This is a genomic window from Streptomyces sp. NPDC050743, assembly GCF_044456925.1.
Taxonomy (GTDB): domain Bacteria; phylum Actinomycetota; class Actinomycetes; order Streptomycetales; family Streptomycetaceae; genus Streptomyces.
Genome location: NZ_JBITGJ010000012.1, coordinates 111,573 through 126,803, shown reverse-complemented (window position 1 = coordinate 126,803; position 15,231 = coordinate 111,573). Strand labels below are relative to the sequence as shown.

17 protein-coding genes are annotated in these 15,231 nt (G+C 73.9%); 11 read left to right on the top strand and 6 right to left on the bottom strand.

The annotated features are described in order from the left end of the window. Positions 1 to 23: 23 nt before the first annotated feature. Positions 24 to 1,070, top strand: a complete 1,047-nt coding sequence (locus tag ACIBJF_RS15530) for a galactosyldiacylglycerol synthase (RefSeq protein ID WP_399174263.1) — start codon at positions 24 to 26, stop codon at positions 1,068 to 1,070. A gap of 262 nt (positions 1,071 to 1,332) precedes the next feature. On the opposite strand, the gene ACIBJF_RS15525 is transcribed toward ACIBJF_RS15530, so the two are convergent. From ACIBJF_RS15525 to ACIBJF_RS15505, 5 genes are all read right to left on the bottom strand, one after another. Next, positions 1,333 to 2,142, bottom strand: a complete 810-nt coding sequence (locus ACIBJF_RS15525; RefSeq protein WP_399174262.1) for a polysaccharide deacetylase family protein — start codon at positions 2,140 to 2,142, stop codon at positions 1,333 to 1,335. 26 nt (positions 2,143 to 2,168) lie between these two features. Next, positions 2,169 to 3,095: a DMT family transporter gene (locus tag ACIBJF_RS15520; RefSeq protein ID WP_399174217.1), complete on the bottom strand. Its 927-nt coding sequence runs from the start codon at positions 3,093 to 3,095 to the stop codon at positions 2,169 to 2,171. A 6-nt stretch (positions 3,096 to 3,101) separates the two neighbouring features. Then, positions 3,102 to 3,956, bottom strand: a complete 855-nt coding sequence (locus ACIBJF_RS15515; RefSeq protein WP_399174216.1) for an SDR family NAD(P)-dependent oxidoreductase — start codon at positions 3,954 to 3,956, stop codon at positions 3,102 to 3,104. A 399-nt stretch (positions 3,957 to 4,355) separates the two neighbouring features. Continuing rightward, a complete protein-coding gene (locus ACIBJF_RS15510) occupies positions 4,356 to 4,883 on the bottom strand; it encodes an SRPBCC family protein (RefSeq protein WP_399174215.1) in 528 nt (175 codons plus the stop codon). A gap of 6 nt (positions 4,884 to 4,889) precedes the next feature. Beyond that, positions 4,890 to 5,231, bottom strand: a complete 342-nt coding sequence (locus ACIBJF_RS15505; protein WP_399174214.1) for an ArsR/SmtB family transcription factor — start codon at positions 5,229 to 5,231, stop codon at positions 4,890 to 4,892. Positions 5,232 to 5,402: 171 nt separating this feature from the next. Here ACIBJF_RS15505 and ACIBJF_RS15500 point away from each other — a divergent pair, with 171 nt between their 5' ends. The 6 genes from ACIBJF_RS15500 to ACIBJF_RS15475 all read left to right on the top strand — a co-directional run bounded on the left by ACIBJF_RS15500 (position 5,403) and on the right by ACIBJF_RS15475 (position 9,892). Next, positions 5,403 to 6,911 (top strand): MFS transporter, encoded by a 1,509-nt coding sequence (locus ACIBJF_RS15500; RefSeq protein WP_399174213.1) that lies wholly within the window; start codon positions 5,403 to 5,405, stop codon positions 6,909 to 6,911. Between the two features lie 90 nt (positions 6,912 to 7,001). Next, on the top strand, positions 7,002 to 7,499 hold the full coding sequence (locus ACIBJF_RS15495) for an isoprenylcysteine carboxylmethyltransferase family protein (RefSeq protein ID WP_356316878.1): 498 nt from the start codon (positions 7,002 to 7,004) through the stop codon (positions 7,497 to 7,499). Positions 7,500 to 7,555: 56 nt separating this feature from the next. Continuing rightward, positions 7,556 to 7,735, top strand: a complete 180-nt coding sequence (locus ACIBJF_RS15490) for a hypothetical protein (RefSeq protein ID WP_399174211.1) — start codon at positions 7,556 to 7,558, stop codon at positions 7,733 to 7,735. A gap of 272 nt (positions 7,736 to 8,007) precedes the next feature. After that, positions 8,008 to 9,027: an iron-containing redox enzyme family protein gene (locus tag ACIBJF_RS15485; protein ID WP_399174210.1), complete on the top strand. Its 1,020-nt coding sequence runs from the start codon at positions 8,008 to 8,010 to the stop codon at positions 9,025 to 9,027. Beyond that, a complete protein-coding gene (locus tag ACIBJF_RS15480; protein ID WP_399174209.1) occupies positions 9,028 to 9,702 on the top strand; it encodes a HemK2/MTQ2 family protein methyltransferase in 675 nt (224 codons plus the stop codon). Then, positions 9,683 to 9,892, top strand: a complete 210-nt coding sequence (locus ACIBJF_RS15475; protein WP_365325022.1) for a CDGSH iron-sulfur domain-containing protein — start codon at positions 9,683 to 9,685, stop codon at positions 9,890 to 9,892. The genes ACIBJF_RS15480 and ACIBJF_RS15475 overlap by 20 nt, the downstream gene beginning before the upstream one ends. A 211-nt stretch (positions 9,893 to 10,103) precedes the next feature. On the opposite strand, the gene ACIBJF_RS15470 is transcribed toward ACIBJF_RS15475, so the two are convergent. Next, positions 10,104 to 10,538: a protease inhibitor gene (locus ACIBJF_RS15470; protein ID WP_356316869.1), complete on the bottom strand. Its 435-nt coding sequence runs from the start codon at positions 10,536 to 10,538 to the stop codon at positions 10,104 to 10,106. 335 nt (positions 10,539 to 10,873) lie between these two features. On the opposite strand from ACIBJF_RS15470, the gene ACIBJF_RS15465 reads away from it, so the two are divergent. The 4 genes from ACIBJF_RS15465 (at position 10,874) to ACIBJF_RS15450 (ending at position 15,111) form a co-directional block, all read left to right on the top strand. Next, a complete protein-coding gene (locus ACIBJF_RS15465; RefSeq protein WP_365325020.1) occupies positions 10,874 to 11,437 on the top strand; it encodes a hypothetical protein in 564 nt (187 codons plus the stop codon). Between the two features lie 155 nt (positions 11,438 to 11,592). After that, complete coding sequence (locus ACIBJF_RS15460; RefSeq protein WP_399174208.1) at positions 11,593 to 13,188, top strand: purine-cytosine permease family protein; 1,596 nt, start codon at positions 11,593 to 11,595, stop codon at positions 13,186 to 13,188. Then, entirely contained in the window at positions 13,185 to 13,856 is a 672-nt protein-coding gene (locus ACIBJF_RS15455) for a cyclase family protein (RefSeq protein WP_399174207.1), read from the top strand. Before ACIBJF_RS15460 ends, ACIBJF_RS15455 begins: the two co-directional genes overlap by 4 nt. 85 nt (positions 13,857 to 13,941) lie before the next feature. Continuing rightward, a complete protein-coding gene (locus tag ACIBJF_RS15450) occupies positions 13,942 to 15,111 on the top strand; it encodes a lactate 2-monooxygenase (RefSeq protein ID WP_399174206.1) in 1,170 nt (389 codons plus the stop codon). Positions 15,112 to 15,231: the final 120 nt, after the last annotated feature.

Sequence of the window (15,231 nt, the reverse complement as noted above, 5' to 3'; positions counted from 1 at the left end):
GGCCGCTGATCCTGAGCGCCAGCATGGGCGCGGGTCACGACACCGTGGCCGCCGAACTGGCGCGCCGAGCCGCGGCGTGCGGACACGAGCCGCATGTGGCCGACGTCCTGCGCCTGCTGCCGTACGGCCTGGGCGGCGGGCTGCGCCGCTCCTACCAGGCCTCGGTACGGCACTTCCCGTGGGCGTACGCCGGCGTCTACGGCGCGTTCCTGCGCGAGGGCAGGGGGCCGCGTCCCAGCGGGGTGCCGCTGGCCCGGCTCGCCGCCGCCGGGCTGACGGAACTGGTGGAGCGGCTGGACGCCGATGTGGTGGTGTCCGTCTTCCATCTCGCCGCTCAGCTCACCGGTCATCTCCGGGCCCGGGGGCGGCTGCGGGTCCCGAGCGCCGTGTATCTCGTCGACTTCGCCGTGCACCGGCAGTGGCTGCATCCCGGCAACGACCGGTACCTGTGTCTCACGGACGGGGCGGCGGCCGAGGTGCGCCGGGCCCTGGACACGCCCGCCGTGACGACCGGCCCGGCGGTCGCGCCCGGCTTCCGCGCACCGGCGCCCGGGGCGGCGCGGTGGCGGGAGTGCTTCGCCGGGCCCGCGCCCGGCCGGCCGCCGGTCCTGCTCTCGGCGGGCGCCTGGGGTGCGGCGTACCGCCCGGACGCCACCGCCCGGCTGCTGACGGGGGCCGGCTATCTGCCGGTCGTGCTGTGCGGGCGCAACGCGCGGCTGCGGGAGCGGGTGGCCCGGGTGCCCGGGGTGCTCGCCCTGGACTGGGTGGACGACATGCCCGGGCTGCTGGCCGCCGCCTACGCCCTGGTGGACAACGCGGCCGGCCAGACCGCCGTACAGGCCCTGGCCGCCGGGCTGCCCGTGATCGGCTATCGGCCGCTGCCCGGCCACGGGGTGGACGGGGTCCGCCGGATGGCCGACCTGGGCGTGTCGGAACTCGCCCCGGACGGGCCCGCGTTGCTGACGGCTCTCGGCAGCCTCACCGAGGACGGCCCGGTGCGGCCGGAACGGGTGGCGCGGGGGCGGGCCCTGTTCCGGGACGACCCGATGGCGTATGTGGCGGGGTTGTGACGCGGGGACCCGGGACACCGACGACCGCCGGGGACCGGCCCGGTGTGCCGGGCGGCCGACACCGAGGCCGGCGACCCGGGTCCCGTGCGTCGGCCGACCTCCCGCCGCGCCGGGCGACTGCTCGCCCTGCCCTCCGGGACGCGGAACCCGGCATTCCTGCGGCACCACACGGCTGCGGCACGGGAACACAGGGCACCAAACCTCCGGGAATCCGGCCGGGTACATCAGGTCCGCCGCCCTGAACTCGGCAAAGCAGAGGCTGTCAGCACCGGGCCCGGAGCGTCGGGTGGCCGGTCGGCCGGGCCGGCCGTGTGGTGGGCTGCCGGTCGGCCTGCTCGGCAGCGCAGCCGTGGTCGCGCAAGGGGCCGACCGTGAGGCCGACCTCGCGGCAGTCCCGCACCAGGGCGGGCAGTGCGCCGAGGGCCGAGCGCCAGCAGCCGGGGGCCGAGAGCCGGTCGGAGTCGTGCAGCAGGACGGTGCCGCCGCCGCGCAGGTCCGCCGCGACCAGGGCCCGCACGGACGCCGGGGTGGCCTCGGCCGTCCAGTCCTTGCCCCACGCCGACCACAGCACCGGCCGCAGCCCGGCCCGCCGTGCGGCCAGCCAGCGGCCGGAGGTGAGGATCCCGTACGGCGGCCGGTAGAACTGCGGCCGGTGACCGGAGATGTCGTGCAGGGCGCGGACCGTCCGGGCGACCTGCTCCGCGTCCCGGGCGGGCGCGGGGCACCAGGGACGGTCGTGCGTCCAGCCGTGCACGGCCAGTTCGTGTCCGCGCCGGGCGGTCTCCCGGACCAGCGCGGGATGGCGCACCACGTTCTCACCCAGCACGAAGAACGTCGCCCGCACGCCGAGGTCGTCCAGCACGTCGAGGAAGCGCGGCGTCGACGCGGGGTCCGGGCCGTCGTCGAAGGTCAGCGCGACGTGCCGGCGGCGGCCGGTGCCGGAGAGCCGCGGGAACAGCATCAGCCGCACCGCCGGGAGCCAGGTGGCCGCCGGTCCGATGTGCGCGGCGGCGACGGCCGCCGGCAGCAGGACGGCGGCCGTCCGCCATGGACGGCCGGACATGAGGGACATCGCCACCCGCCTTCCTGTATGTGTCCTCACCGGTGTGTCCGATGCAGACGCCTCCGGGTGTCCTTCCCGTCCCGCGACCGCGTGTCCCACTCCCGTCCGACGGCCGGGGCCCGGGCCAGTCCGATGCTGCCCGCCCCGATCAGCGCGACACCGAGCGCCTCCGGCAGCATCCGCCACCCGAGGTGGACCGCCTCCGCGAACAGCACCCAGCCGAGGACGACGCTGGTGAGCGCGTCGCCGAGGGTGAGCGCGGGCTGGGAGGCGGTGAGCGATCCGGCGTCCAGCGCGCTCTGCAGCAGCAGGAAGGCGACGAGTCCGGCGCCGGCCGTGGCGTACGGCGACCAGTGGGTGAACATCTCCGCGGGCCCGTGTCCGAGCCGCCCCACCGCTTCCTTGAGCAGCGCGGCGGTGGCGGCGAAGCACACGGCGGAGGCGAGGCCGAACAGCGCGGCGCGGGGCGCGCCCCTCGTCGGACGGGCGGCGGCCAGGAGGAGCACGACCAGGCCGAGCGCCCCGCCGCCGCCCAGCAGCCAGGCCCGGGGCGGGGCGGTCGCCCGGCCCGCGCCCGGGGCGGCCGCCAGCAGGAACAGGGCCAGCCCGGCGGCGAGGGCGATGAAGGCGAGCCAGGTCCACAGTCCGGGGCGGCGCCGGAAGACGACACCACCGACCAGCAGAGTGAACAGCAGCTCGGTGGCGAGCAGCGGCTGGACGAGGGAGAGGCTGCCCATGGCCAGCGCCCCGGCCTGTAGCAGCCCCGAGACCGCCAGCAGCGCGGCGCCCGCGAGCCAGTACGGGCGCCGCAGCAGCCGGGCGAACCGGCGCAGGGCCGGCCCCGTCCCGTCGGCCCCGCCGTCCTCGGACCGCTCCTGGACGGCGGCCCGACGCTGCAGCACGGACGCGGACGCGTTGCTCAGGGCCGCGAGCAGCGCGAGCAGCACCGTGACCGTGATCATGGCCGTTCACCCGAAGCGGGCCGCGAGCCACCGGTAGAGCCCGGGCGCGACACCGCGCACCTGGGCGGGATACCGCAGCCAGCCGGGGACATACACCTCGTCCTTGCCGTGCCGAAGTGCGTCCCAGACGGCGTCCGCCACCCGCTCGGCCGGCACCGGGCGCGGCCATGCCCGCGTGTAGGGGGCGCCCCGGCGCTCGAAGAACGGCGTGTCGACCGCGCCGGGGATCACCAGGGTCACGCCCACCCCGGTGCGGCGCAACTCGTAGCGCAGGGCGTCGGCGAAGGCGGCGAGGGCGGCCTTCGCGGCGGAGTACACGGCCTCGCCGCGCACGCCGACGCTGCCCGCGACGGACCCGATGAGCACGATGCGCCCCGAGCCGGCCGCGACCATGTGGGGCAGCAGGGCGCGCACGAGGTGCAGGGTGGCCAGCAGGTCGACGCCGACGATCTCGTCGATGCGCGCGTGCGGCATGCCGGTGAAGTCGCCGGCCCAGCCCAGGCCGGCGCACGCCACCAGCAGGTCGAGGCGGTCCGTGTGGTCCAGGACCAGATCGGTGAGCAGACGGTCGGCGCCCGGCCGGGTCAGGTCCGCCGGCACGGCCAGGGCGTCGAGCGGGGCGGCCACCTGCTCCAGGCGGGTGGCGTCCCGCCCGTTCAGCACCAGCCGCCAGCCTCCCTCGGCGGCGAGCCGGCGGGCGATGACGGCGCCGATGCCGGAGGAGGCACCCGTCACCAGGGCCGTGCCACCCGGGGCTGCCCGGTTTCCGGCGGATCCGAGGACGGAGCCCGTCTCCGGGACGGTGATCGCGACCGGCCCGGCGCGTTTCGAGGGTCCTGCGGGGGGCGGGGCGTGGGACATGGTGACGACCTCACTGCGACGTGGGGGCACTGGCTCGCGAACTCCGGGGCCGAACCTTCGCGGTGTATCCAGGGCGCCACACACTGAAACACCGCGCACGGCGGAGCCCCGCCGAACGCCCGCCGCCGGTGGGACGGACGGGTCCCGGGTCGCCGGGTGGTGCGTCCGGGACGACCATGGGTTGCGGGCCGGGAGAGCGGGCCGGGGGCGTGGGGCCGACGTCACGACCGTACGCCGGCGCGCCTGGCGGGAGAAGGCGCGCCCGGTACGCGTGCGCCGGGAGTACCGCGTTCCTGGTGCGCCCGGACGGTCATCTGGGCGCACGGGTGTTCCCGGCCGGGCCCGGCGCGCTGTCCGCGGCTCTGGCCCGGGTGTTCGCGAGCTGACCGGCGCGGCGGGTCAGTCCATGCCCGGCACGGGCGCGCCGGAGGGCACACCGGCGCCGATGTAGGCGTCGTAGAACTCCTTCCAGGGCGCGCTCACCCCCGCGTGCGCGCCCTCGAAGTGCTCGCCGTGCGCCTTGGCGTCGAGGGCGGCGAGACAGACCTCCCAGCCGGCGCCGTTGCGGGCGGCGGTGTTCGCCTCGTCGAGGACGTTGGTGAGGGTGAACCGGGTGCTCTTGTCGCCGACGGCTTCCAGGTCGAAGTGGAGCTCGTCCCCGCCCCACGCGAAGGACAGGTGCCGAGGCGGGTCGACGGCGAGCACCCGGCCGGTGGACTCGGGCATGTTCGGGTCGCCGCTGAAGCGGATGGTGCCGCCGGGACGCAGTTCCATCTCAGCGCGGGAGGGGAACCACTGGGCCAGTTCGTCGGGGTCGGTGACGAACCGCCAGACGCGGTCCACCGGGTGGTCGTAGGTACGGCTGAACCGGACGGCGGGGCGGCCGTCGTCCAGGGTCAGATAGGTGCCGGAGAGGTCGACGGGCATGGTGCCTCAGTCCTTCTGCGGGGGGTGTCGGGTGTCGTCCGACGCCTCGTCGAGGCGTCGGCCCAGGGCGTCCAGGCTGCGGTTCCACAGCCGGCGGTAGGGCGCGAGCCAGGCGTCAAGGGCGGCGATCGGTGCCGCGTCCAGGGCGTAGACGCGGCGCTGCGCGTCCTGCCGGACCCGGACCAGACCCGCCTCCCGGAGCACCTTCAGATGCTTGGAGGTGCTCGGCTGGCTCAGTCCGCAGGCCTCGACGATCTCCCCGACGGACCGGGGGCGCTCGAGCAGGAGCGCGACGATGGCCCGTCGGTGCGGGTCGGCGAGGGCGGACCAGAGCGCTGCGTCGGACATGGCCTTGAATATGCCTCGACAGTTATATGCCTGTCAAGGAATGAAAGAAGAGAAACGTTGCCGTTTCGCTAAACGTGCCTTAGGCTCGATGTGTACGAAACAGTTTCGTTTACGAGCTGTTCGTCTTCTCGTACCTCCGCACCCGAACGACTTGCCCTGGAGTGGTTCCCGATGCCACAGAAGACCCTGGCCGAAGGCTCCCGCGCAGGAGCCGCCGCGAGCGAACACGGAGGCGTGGCCTCGCCGAGGCGGTGGTGGATCCTCGCGGTCGTCGCCGTCGCCCAGCTGATGGTCGTCCTCGACGCCACGATCGTGAACATCGCCCTGCCGTCCGCCCAGACGGACCTCGGCTTCTCCGACGGCAACCGGCAGTGGATCGTGACGGCGTACGCCCTCGCCTTCGCCTCCCTGCTGCTGCTCGGCGGCCGGATCGCCGACCTGTTCGGCCGCAAGCCGGCCTTCCTCGTGGGCGTCGTCGGCTTCGCCGCCGCCTCCGCGCTCGGCGGCGCCGCGAACGGCTTCACCATGCTGGTCGTCGCCCGCGCCCTGCAGGGGGTTTTCGGCGCGCTGCTCGCGCCCGCCGCGCTGTCCCTGCTGAACACCACGTTCACCGACGCCCGGGAACGGGCCCGTGCCTTCAGCGTGTACGGCGCGATCGCCGGCGCCGGCGGTGCCGTGGGCCTGCTGCTCGGCGGTGTGCTGACGGACGCCCTCGACTGGCGCTGGACCCTGTACGTCAACGTGGCCATCGCGGTCGTCGCCTTCGCGGGCGGCTGGATCCTGCTGGGCAACCACCGCGACGCGGCGAACGCCAAGCTGGACGTGCCCGGCACGGTCCTCGTGGCCGCCGGTCTGTTCTCCCTGGTCTACGGCTTCTCCAACGCCGAGACCCACCACTGGGGTTCGCCGCTGACCTGGGGCTTCCTGATGGCGGGCGGTCTGCTGCTGGCGGCCTTCGCCTGGTGGCAGACCCGGGCCCCGCATCCGCTGCTGCCGCTGCGCATCCTGCTCGACCGCGACCGCGCGGCCTCCTTCCTCGCGGTGCTGATCACCGGCGCGGGCATGTTCGGCGTGTTCCTCTTCCTGACCTACTACCTCCAGCTCAACCTCGGCTTCAGCCCGACGAAGACCGGTGTGGCGTTCCTGCCGATGGTCGGCGCGCTGATGGTGACCGCGCAGCTCGGCACCACGGTCCTGGTGCCCCGGCTCGGCCCGAAGGCCGTCATCCCGCTGGGCTTCGCGGTCGCCACGGCCGGCATGGCCTGGCTGACCGGCATCGGCCTCGGCTCGCACTACCTGAGCGCCGTGCTGCCCCAGCTGATCGTGATCGGCGTGGGTCTCGGCCTGGTCATGCCGCCGGCCATGCAGCTGGCCACCGGCGGGGTCGCGGCCGAGGACGCGGGCGTGGCCTCCGCGACCGTCAACGCCATGCAGCAGGTGGGCGGTTCGATCGGCACGGCGCTGCTGAACACCCTCGCCGCGAGCGCCGCCACCGACTACCTCTCCGGCCGGGACGCCACCAGCAAGCTGGTGCGGGCTCAGGCGACGATCGAGAGCTACACGACCGCCTTCTGGTGGTCCGCGGGCTTCTTCGTGGCCGGCGCGGTGCTCGCCTTCGTGCTCTACCGGCGCGGAGTGCCGCAGCAGGAGGCGGAAGCGGCACCGGTCGTCCACATGTGACCGCCGCGATGTGACAGCCACGCGCCATCCGGCCCGAGGGGCCGCCGTCAGCAGGGAGACGGCGGCCCCTCGCCCTGTCATGGTGGGCGTATGCGCAAGGGCTCGGCGGCGCTCGGCAGCGCCCTGTTCCTCGTCTTCGTCTCGGGCAGCGCGGCCGTGCTGGTGCCGTGGTGGCTGACCGGTGGCTGGCGGGCCGGCCACTGGTGGCCGCCGCTGCGGCTGCTCGGCTTGCTGCCTTTGGCGGCCGGTGCCGTCGTCATCCTGGAGGCCTTCACCCGGTTCGCCCTGGAGGGGCTCGGCACGCCGGCACCGGTCGCGCCCCCCGCGCGGCTGGTGGTGAGCGGCCCCTACCGGTACGTGCGCAATCCGATCTACGTCGCGGTGGTCGCCGTACTCCTCGGGCAGGGCCTGCTGCTCGCCCGGCCGGTGCTGTTCGGTTATGCCGCCTGCGCCTGGGTGCTGACCTGGGCTTTCGTCCGCTGGTACGAGGAACCGGGACTGGTGCGACGCTTCGGCGCCGAGTACGAGCGCTACCGTCGGGCGGTACCGGCCTGGCGGCCCCGGCGCACTCCCTGGCAGGGCGCTTGAGACGCCGTCGGAGGGTAACTCAGCTGATCAGGGGTACGGCGGCGGAAGGAGAGGCCATGTCCGGCGAGCAGGACGACGAGAAGGACCGCAAGGAACAGTTCGACACCGCCCTGGAGGAAGTCCTCCGGGAGGTCGAGGAGGCCGAGAAGCGCGACGAGGACAAGGCCACCGGCGGCAACGCCGGGGACGCCATCACGCCGAACACGGAGGCGCAGGAGCAGGCGGACGGGGACTGAGGAGACCGGACGGGGGACAGCCGTGCACCCCAGGGCGGTGATCGATGTGCGCTTCGGGCGTGTGGGCCACACGTCCCCTCCCGGACGGCCATCCGTGCGTCCCAGGCGCGGAGCGCCCGTCCATGCGCCCCAGGCGCGGCGCTCGCTCGTACGTCCAGGGCGCAGTCGCGCCGGTGCTCTCCTCCGGCCCGGGCGGCCCTGCGACCGCCGACGGCCGTGCCAGGGGCGGCACGACCAGCCGTGCCCTTCCGCGGCCGGGGTACCCGGCTCCCATGAACAGCCACGCGCGCGGGCCCCGGCTGCCATCGCCCCGAGGGCCCCTCTCCGCCGCGGTCGCCGCCCGTCTGCGCGGCACCGGACCCCTCCCCCGCCCCGCCGAGGCCGGGGAGGCGGATCCCTACGGCGACGACCTGCAACTCGCCCTGTACCTCTGCTACGAGCTGCACTACCGGGGCTTCGCCGGCGTCGGCCCGGAGCCGGAGTGGGAGTGGGATCCCGACCTGCTGCGCGTCCGCGCCGCGCTGGAGAGGCGGTTCCTGTCCGCGCTGCGCGTCGACACGCCGGGGCACGACAGCCTCGACGACGCGCTCGCCGCGCTGCTGGTCGAACCGGTCGAGGGCGGCGGAGTCACTCATTTCCTTTGCACCGAGGGTGAGTTGTGGCAGCTGCGCGAATACGCCGCCCAGCGCTCCCTGTACCACCTGAAGGAGGCCGACCCGCACGCCTGGGTGCTGCCGCGGCTGTGGGGCCGGGCCAAGGCGGGGATGGCGGCCGTGGAGTTCGACGAGTTCGGCGGCGGCCGGGCCGACCGGATCCACGCGCGCCTGTTCGCCGCGCTGATGACGGACCTGGGCCTGGACGCCTCCTACGGCGGCTACCTGGACGCGGCCCGCGCGGAGATGCTGGCCGTCGTCAACCTGATGTCCCTGTTCGGCCTGCACCGCGGGCTGCGCGGCGCGCTGGTGGGCCACTTCGCCGACGTGGAGATCACCTCCTCGCCGGGTTCCCGCCGGCTCGCCGAGGCCATGCACCGCACCGGCGCCGGACCCGCGGCGGAGTTCTTCTACGACGAGCATGTCGAGGCGGACGCGGTCCACGAACAGGTCGTACGCCATGAGGTGATCGGCGGGCTGCTCGCCGAGGAGCCGGAACTCGCGGCGGACGTGACCTTCGGGATCGACACGACCGAGTATCTGGAGGACCGGCTGGCGCGGGGACTGCTCGCCGACTGGCGCGCCGGGCGATCCTCCCTGCGCACACCCCTGACGCCGGAGATATCCCATACATCCTGAATGCCGGGGTACTCGCGCCGTGTGATCGCTGTGCTGCTTCCAGGTGTGTACGCCCCACAGGACGACACGGAGTTGCTGGCCGAGTCCCTCCGCGAGGAGGCCCTGCCGCCCGGCGCCCGGGTGCTCGACGTCGGCACCGGCAGCGGGGCGCTGGCCCTGGAGGCGGCCCGGCGCGGCGCCGAGGTGACCGCGGTGGACGTGTCCCGGCTGGCGGTGTGGACGGCGCGGATGAACGCCTGGCTGACCCGGCTGCCGGTGCGGATCCGGCGCGGCAACCTCTTCGGACCGGTCCGGGGCCGCACCTACGACCTCATCCTCGCGAACCCGCCCTACGTCCCCGCCCCCGATGCCGGACGCGGGCCGCGCGGCCGCTCCCGGGCCTGGGACGCGGGCCGGGACGGCCGGCTGCTGTTGGACCGGATCTGCCGGGACGCGCCCGTGCTGCTGCGCCCCGGAGGCGTGCTGCTGATCGTGCACTCCGCGCTCAGCGATCCCGACCGCACCCTGCAACTGCTGCGCGCCGCACGCCTGAAGGCCTCGGTGGTCCGGCGCCGCTGGGTCCCCTTCGGTCCGGTGCTGCGCTCACGGGAGGACTGGCTGCGCCGGCGCGGTCTGCTCGCGCCTGCCGCACAGGAGGAGGAGTTGGTGGTCGTCCGTGCCGAACGAACACGCTGACCGCGCCCGCCGGATCACCGTCCGGCAACCGGGGCCGCTGCTCGTGGAGGGGCCGGTGGAGGTCGAGTTGGAGGACGGCACCACGGTGTCCTCGGACCGGTTCATGGTCGCTCTGTGTACCTGCCGGCGCAGTCGCCGCTATCCCTGGTGCGACACGAGTCACCGGCGCAAGACCAGGGACAGCGGTTGAAACCGGCTGCTTTTCGCCGCCCCCCGGGACAGGCCCCCCACGGGCCCGCCCGGGGAGCGGCTGTGTGCCCGGAAGCCGGCGGGCGGCCCCACTCCGCCCGTCGGTTCCGGTGCGAGATCGCAGGTTCCCCGCCGCAGGGGCCGCACTCCCCGGTTGCGGACCTGTTCCGGCGTGTGCGGGGTCCGCTGCGATCCCGGTCCTGGAGGGCGCCCTAGAAGGCGAAGACGCCGCCACCCACGGAGTCCCGCACGCAGGTGTTGCCGAAGGTGCGCTCGTAGGAGACGCGCTTGCCCTGCCAGACGCCCTCGACGGTGACGACGACCGGGTCGTACAGCTTGTTGCACCACACGTCGCCGGCGGGCTTGAGGGCGTCGAAGTCGCCTCCGGTGCCGCGCAGTTCGGCGCAGGCCGCGGCCGCTGCCGGGTGGGTGCCGGACGCCGTGGGGGCGCAGGTCAGGGTGACGGCGCGCTCCGGAGTGGCCGTGGCCGCGTCGTTGCCGTGGCCGGTGGTGAGGACCAGCGCCGAGGGCGCGTAGAGCGACGACGGGGCGGCGCCCGGTGCAGCGACGGCGGCCCCGGTCAGGGGTCCGCAAACGGCGGCGGCCGTGAGGCCGAGGGCCGCTGCCCAGCGCGCGGTGTTCCGCATTGTGTGCATCCTTCCGCTCGGATAGACGGGTGCCGGCTCCGGGCCGGTCGGCGCCGGAGCGGCGAGCGCCACTCTGCCGAGTCCGCCGCCGAAACACACATCGAACCCACCGCTTTCAGTAACCTTGCGTGTTGAAACAGTGGCGTGAAGTTACGGAAATGAACGGGCCCGACCGCGTAACTGAGCGGTTCTTGATCGCGGAAAGCGTTCCCATGGCCGAAAATCACCGGCTCGTTAATCGGCCTGAAACATTCCGGGTTCGCCGTGAGTGAAAGCTTTCACGACGCCTTCACGACTCCTTGCGTTCATGAAGACCGCCGCGTAACGCTGATTACATGATTACACCCGAGCAAAAAGAGAAGCTGCGCGGCTGGTTCGCCGGCCGGCTGCCGGACGATCTCTTCGAGGAACTGGTCGAGGTCACCGCCGACCGCGAGGAGATCACGGTGATCGGCCGCGTCCCCGAGCCCCGGCTCGCCGAGGGCGCCCCGGACGCCGAGCGGGAGAGCGCCCGGCGGGCCCGGATCCAGGAGTTCCGCGAGCGGACCCGCGAGGACCGGATGGAGGTGGCCCGGGAGGCCGAACACCTGTTCCGCAGGAAGGTCTCGTGGGGTGTGGTGTGCGGTCCGGAGCGCGCCCTGTTCACCCATCTCGCCGCACCGGTCATGACCCGGCTGCGCCAGCCGGAGCGTCAGGTGCTGGACACCCTGATCGCCGCGGGCGTCGCCCGCAGCCGAAGTGACGCCCTGGCCTGGTGCGTGCGCCTGGTCCAGCGCCACACCGAGGACTGGCTGACCGAGCTGCGCGAGTCGCTGGAACACGTCCAGCGGGTGCGGGCGCAGGGACCCGACGCGGAGGAGGTGGCCGATTCCTCCACTGACGACGACGAAGATGGATGAATCGTCCTCTGGCAGGGGTCCGGGCCCAAGCCGTACCGTCGGCGAACCGCTCCGGACGGCCGCCGCGCGCGCCGCGACACCCCCGCGGCACCGACGGCCGTCCACCACCACCGCGCGACCCAGCGCTCCATCGCCGCCACCTCGCTGGAGCCCCCGTGACCCCTCAGTCCCCCGACTCACCCACCGCGCCCCCGCCGTCCCTCACCGAGGTCGAGCCCTACGGCGTCGAGCGCATCCCCGACGCCGACCGCACCGCGACCCCGCTGGACCTGTTCCGGGTCGCCTTCGGCGGCGCCAACACCTTCTCCACCTGCGTGCTCGGCGCGTTCCCGATCCTGTTCGGGCTGTCCTTCTGGCAGGGGCTCGCGGCCACCCTTCTCGGGGTCGTCGCGGGGGCGCTGATCCTGTGCCCGATGGCCGTGTTCGGCCCGGTCAACGGCACCAACAACGCGGTCTCGTCCTCCGCGCACCTGGGCGTGCACGGCCGCGTGGTCGGCTCGTTCCTCTCGCTGCTGACGGCCATCGCGTTCTTCTCGATCTCGGTGTGGAGCTCCGGCGACGCCCTGGTCGGCGGCGCGCACCGGCTGTTCGGCCTGGAGCGCAGCACGCCGTCGTACGTCGTGGCGTACGCCCTGTTCGCCGGGCTGGTCCTCGCGGTGTGCGTCTACGGCTTCCGGTTCATGCTGTTCGTCAACAAGATCGCGGTGACCTCGGCGACCGTGCTCTTCCTGCTCGGCGCGATCGCCTTCGCCGGTGACTTCGACCCGTCGTACGCCGGTGTGTTCACGGCCTCGGCGGACGCGGCGACCCAGTCGATGTTCTGGCCGTCGTTCATCGGGGCGGCCCTGATCGTGCTGTCCAACCCGGTCTCGTTCGGCGCGTTCCTCGGCGACTGGTCGCGCTACATCCCGGCCGGCACCCCGCGCCGCAAGGTGGTCGCCGCCGCGTTCCTCTCCCAGATCGCGACCCTGCTGCCGTTCGTCTTCGGCCTGGCGACCGCGAGCATCATCGCGGCCAAGGCGCCGAAGTACGTCGACCCGGCCGCGCCCGACTTCGTGGGCGGGCTGCTGGCGATCTCGCCGAGCTGGTTCTTCCTGCCGGTATGTCTGCTCGCCCTGATCGGCGGCATGTCGACGGGCACCACCTCGCTGTACGGCACCGGCCTGGACTTCTCCTCGGTGTTCCCGAAGCTGTCCCGTGTGCAGGCGACGCTGCTGGTCGGCGTGCTGTCCATCGCGTTCATCTTCATCGGCCGGTTCGGCCTGGACCTCGTGCAGTCCATCTCGACGTTCGCCACGATGATCATCACCTGCACCACCCCGTGGATGGTCGTCATGATGCTCGGCTTCTACACCCGCCGCGGCTGGTACGACCCCGACGCCCTGCAGGTCTTCAACCGCCGTCAGCGCGGCGGCCGTTACTGGTTCGCGCACGGCTGGAACTGGCGTGGCATGACGGCCTGGTGGGTGGCCGCGGTGATCGGCGTGCTGTTCACGAACATCCCGGGTCAGTTCGTCGGCCCGCTGGGCGACCTGGCGAACGGCGTCGACATCAGCCTGCCGCTGTCGCTCGCGGTGGCCGCCGTGCTGTTCCTTTCGCTGCTGCGGCTGTTCCCCGAGCCCCGGGCGGTGTACGGACCCGAGGGCGCGCGACTGGCGCGTACCGTCGAGGCACCGGTGCCGCCGATCACCGGCCCCGGGGGCCCGGCGGACGACCTGCCGACGGCGCTCGCGGCCGAGGGCGGCCGATGAGCGGCTGGCTCGATCTGTCGGTGCCCGTGGTCACCGGGATGCCCGTGTATCCCGGTGACCCGGAGGTCACGGTCTCGGCCGCGCTGCGGGCCCCGGTCGACGGCGTCAACGTCCTCGACCTGCACCTGGGTTCGCAGTCCGGCACCCATGTCGACGCGCCGTACCACGTCGACGACGCCTGGCCCCGCCTGGACGAACTGCCCCTGGACCGGTTCGCCGGACCCGCGGTCGTGGCCGACGTCCGGGGACTGGCGCCCCGCTCCCCCATCACGCCCCGCCTGCTGGCCCCCGCGCTCGACGCGCTGGCCGCGGCGCCCGGCGCGCTCCTGCTGCTCGTCACGGGCTGGTCGGCGCACTGGGGCACCGACGCCTATCTCGACCACCCCTGGCTGACCCCCGAGGCCGCCGGGGCCGTCGTACAGGCCGGTGCCCGCACCGTGGCGGTGGACGCGCTCAGCGTCGACCCGACGCCCCGACCGGGCGATCCGCAGGCGGAGTTCGGCCTGCCGGCCCATCGGGTGCTGTGCGGTGCGGGCGGGGTGATCGCCGAGAACCTCACCGGCCTCGACCGGCTGGTGGGCGCTCCGGCGGTGGAGGTGTACCTCTTCCCGCTGCGGCTCCCCGGCGCGGACGGCGCTCCGGTGCGTGCGGTGGCGCGGCTGCAGTGACGGCATCCCCGCTGGACGGAGCCACACTTACCCACGAGTATCGTCGGCGCGGCGCAACCTCGACAACGAGAGGCGGGACGGCCGGATGGCGAAGCACTGGGCTGATTTCCAGTACGAGATCTATCTGAACGGGATGACGGGTGCCGTGCCCCGGCTCCCCACCGACCTGACCCGGCTGGAGGAGCTGGCCGAACACCGGCTCGGTCCAGGCCCCGTGGGCTATGTGGCGGGAAGCGCGGGCGACGGCAGCACGGCCCGCGCCAACCGGGCCGCGCTCGCCCGGCGCCGGATCGTGCCGCGCATGCTGCGCGACGTCGCCGAGCGCGATCTGTCGGTCGAGGTGCTCGGCCGGGCACTGCCGGCGCCGCTGGCCCTGGCGCCCGTCGGCGTGCTGTCGATCATGCATCCGGACGCCGAGCTCGCCGCCGCCCGGGCCGCCGCCGCGCAGGGCGTACCGTTCGTCCTGTCCTCGGCGTCGAGCACGCCGATGGAGCAGGTGGCGGAGGCGATGGGGGACGCCGAGCGGTGGTTCCAGCTGTACTGGGGCAAGGACCGTGAGGTGACCCGGAGTTTCCTGGGCCGGGCGGGGGCCGCCGGGTTCTCGGTGCTCGTGGTCACCCTCGACACCCCGCTGCTGGCATGGCGGCCGCGCGACCTGGACCAGGCGTATCTGCCGTTCCTGCACGGGGTGGGCACCGCGAACTACTTCACCGACCCGGCGTTCCAGGCCGGACTCGCCAAGCCCGTGCACGAGGACCCGAACGCGGCGGTGCTGCACTTCCTCGGCCTGTTCGGGGACGCCGGCCACACCTGGCCGGACCTGGCGTTCCTGCGCGAGCACTGGGACGGCCCGATCGTGCTCAAGGGCGTCCTGCACCCGGACGACGCCCGGCTCGCCGCCGACGCTGGGGTGGACGGGGTGGTGGTCTCCAACCACGGCGGCCGGCAGGTGGCCGGCTCGGTCGCCGCGGCCGATGCGCTGCCCCGGGTCGCGGACGCGGTCGGCGACCGGCTGACGGTGCTGTTCGACAGCGGGGTGCGCACCGGCGACGACGTGTTCAAGACGCTGGCCCTGGGCGCGCGTTGCGTGCTCCTCGGCCGGCCGTACGTCTACGGCCTCGGGCTGGACGGACAGGCCGGCGTGGAGCATGTCGTCCGGTGCGTGCTGGCGGAGCTGGACCTGACGCTGGCCCTGTCCGGGCACGCGGGTCCGGGGACGGTTTCGGCGGCGGACCTGGTCGAGGAGTCGTCCTGACCGTGCCGGCGACGGAGCGGCAACTCCCCGAGGGGCGCGGGGCTGTGCCGATACGCGGCGACCGCCGCGTGGGCGCGGCCGGCCACGGCGGACCCGCTGCCGGCAGCCGGCCCGCACCCC

What these genes read in the sequence shown, in the direction of transcription:
- ACIBJF_RS15530 (WP_399174263.1), top strand. Translation starts at nt 24, where the DNA reads ATGGGCGCGGGTCACGACACCGTGGCCGCCGAACTGGCGCGCCGAGCC.
- ACIBJF_RS15525 (WP_399174262.1), bottom strand. Translation starts at nt 2,142, where the DNA reads ATGTCCCTCATGTCCGGCCGTCCATGGCGGACGGCCGCCGTCCTGCTG.
- ACIBJF_RS15520 (WP_399174217.1), bottom strand. Translation starts at nt 3,095, where the DNA reads ATGATCACGGTCACGGTGCTGCTCGCGCTGCTCGCGGCCCTGAGCAAC.
- ACIBJF_RS15515 (WP_399174216.1), bottom strand. Translation starts at nt 3,956, where the DNA reads ATGTCCCACGCCCCGCCCCCCGCAGGACCCTCGAAACGCGCCGGGCCG.
- ACIBJF_RS15510 (WP_399174215.1), bottom strand. Translation starts at nt 4,883, where the DNA reads ATGCCCGTCGACCTCTCCGGCACCTATCTGACCCTGGACGACGGCCGC.
- ACIBJF_RS15505 (WP_399174214.1), bottom strand. Translation starts at nt 5,231, where the DNA reads ATGTCCGACGCAGCGCTCTGGTCCGCCCTCGCCGACCCGCACCGACGG.
- ACIBJF_RS15500 (WP_399174213.1), top strand. Translation starts at nt 5,403, where the DNA reads ATGCCACAGAAGACCCTGGCCGAAGGCTCCCGCGCAGGAGCCGCCGCG.
- ACIBJF_RS15495 (WP_356316878.1), top strand. Translation starts at nt 7,002, where the DNA reads ATGCGCAAGGGCTCGGCGGCGCTCGGCAGCGCCCTGTTCCTCGTCTTC.
- ACIBJF_RS15490 (WP_399174211.1), top strand. Translation starts at nt 7,556, where the DNA reads ATGTCCGGCGAGCAGGACGACGAGAAGGACCGCAAGGAACAGTTCGAC.
- ACIBJF_RS15485 (WP_399174210.1), top strand. Translation starts at nt 8,008, where the DNA reads ATGAACAGCCACGCGCGCGGGCCCCGGCTGCCATCGCCCCGAGGGCCC.
- ACIBJF_RS15480 (WP_399174209.1), top strand. Translation starts at nt 9,028, where the DNA reads ATGCCGGGGTACTCGCGCCGTGTGATCGCTGTGCTGCTTCCAGGTGTG.
- ACIBJF_RS15470 (WP_356316869.1), bottom strand. Translation starts at nt 10,538, where the DNA reads ATGCGGAACACCGCGCGCTGGGCAGCGGCCCTCGGCCTCACGGCCGCC.
- ACIBJF_RS15465 (WP_365325020.1), top strand. Translation starts at nt 10,874, where the DNA reads ATGATTACACCCGAGCAAAAAGAGAAGCTGCGCGGCTGGTTCGCCGGC.
- ACIBJF_RS15455 (WP_399174207.1), top strand. Translation starts at nt 13,185, where the DNA reads ATGAGCGGCTGGCTCGATCTGTCGGTGCCCGTGGTCACCGGGATGCCC.
- ACIBJF_RS15450 (WP_399174206.1), top strand. Translation starts at nt 13,942, where the DNA reads ATGGCGAAGCACTGGGCTGATTTCCAGTACGAGATCTATCTGAACGGG.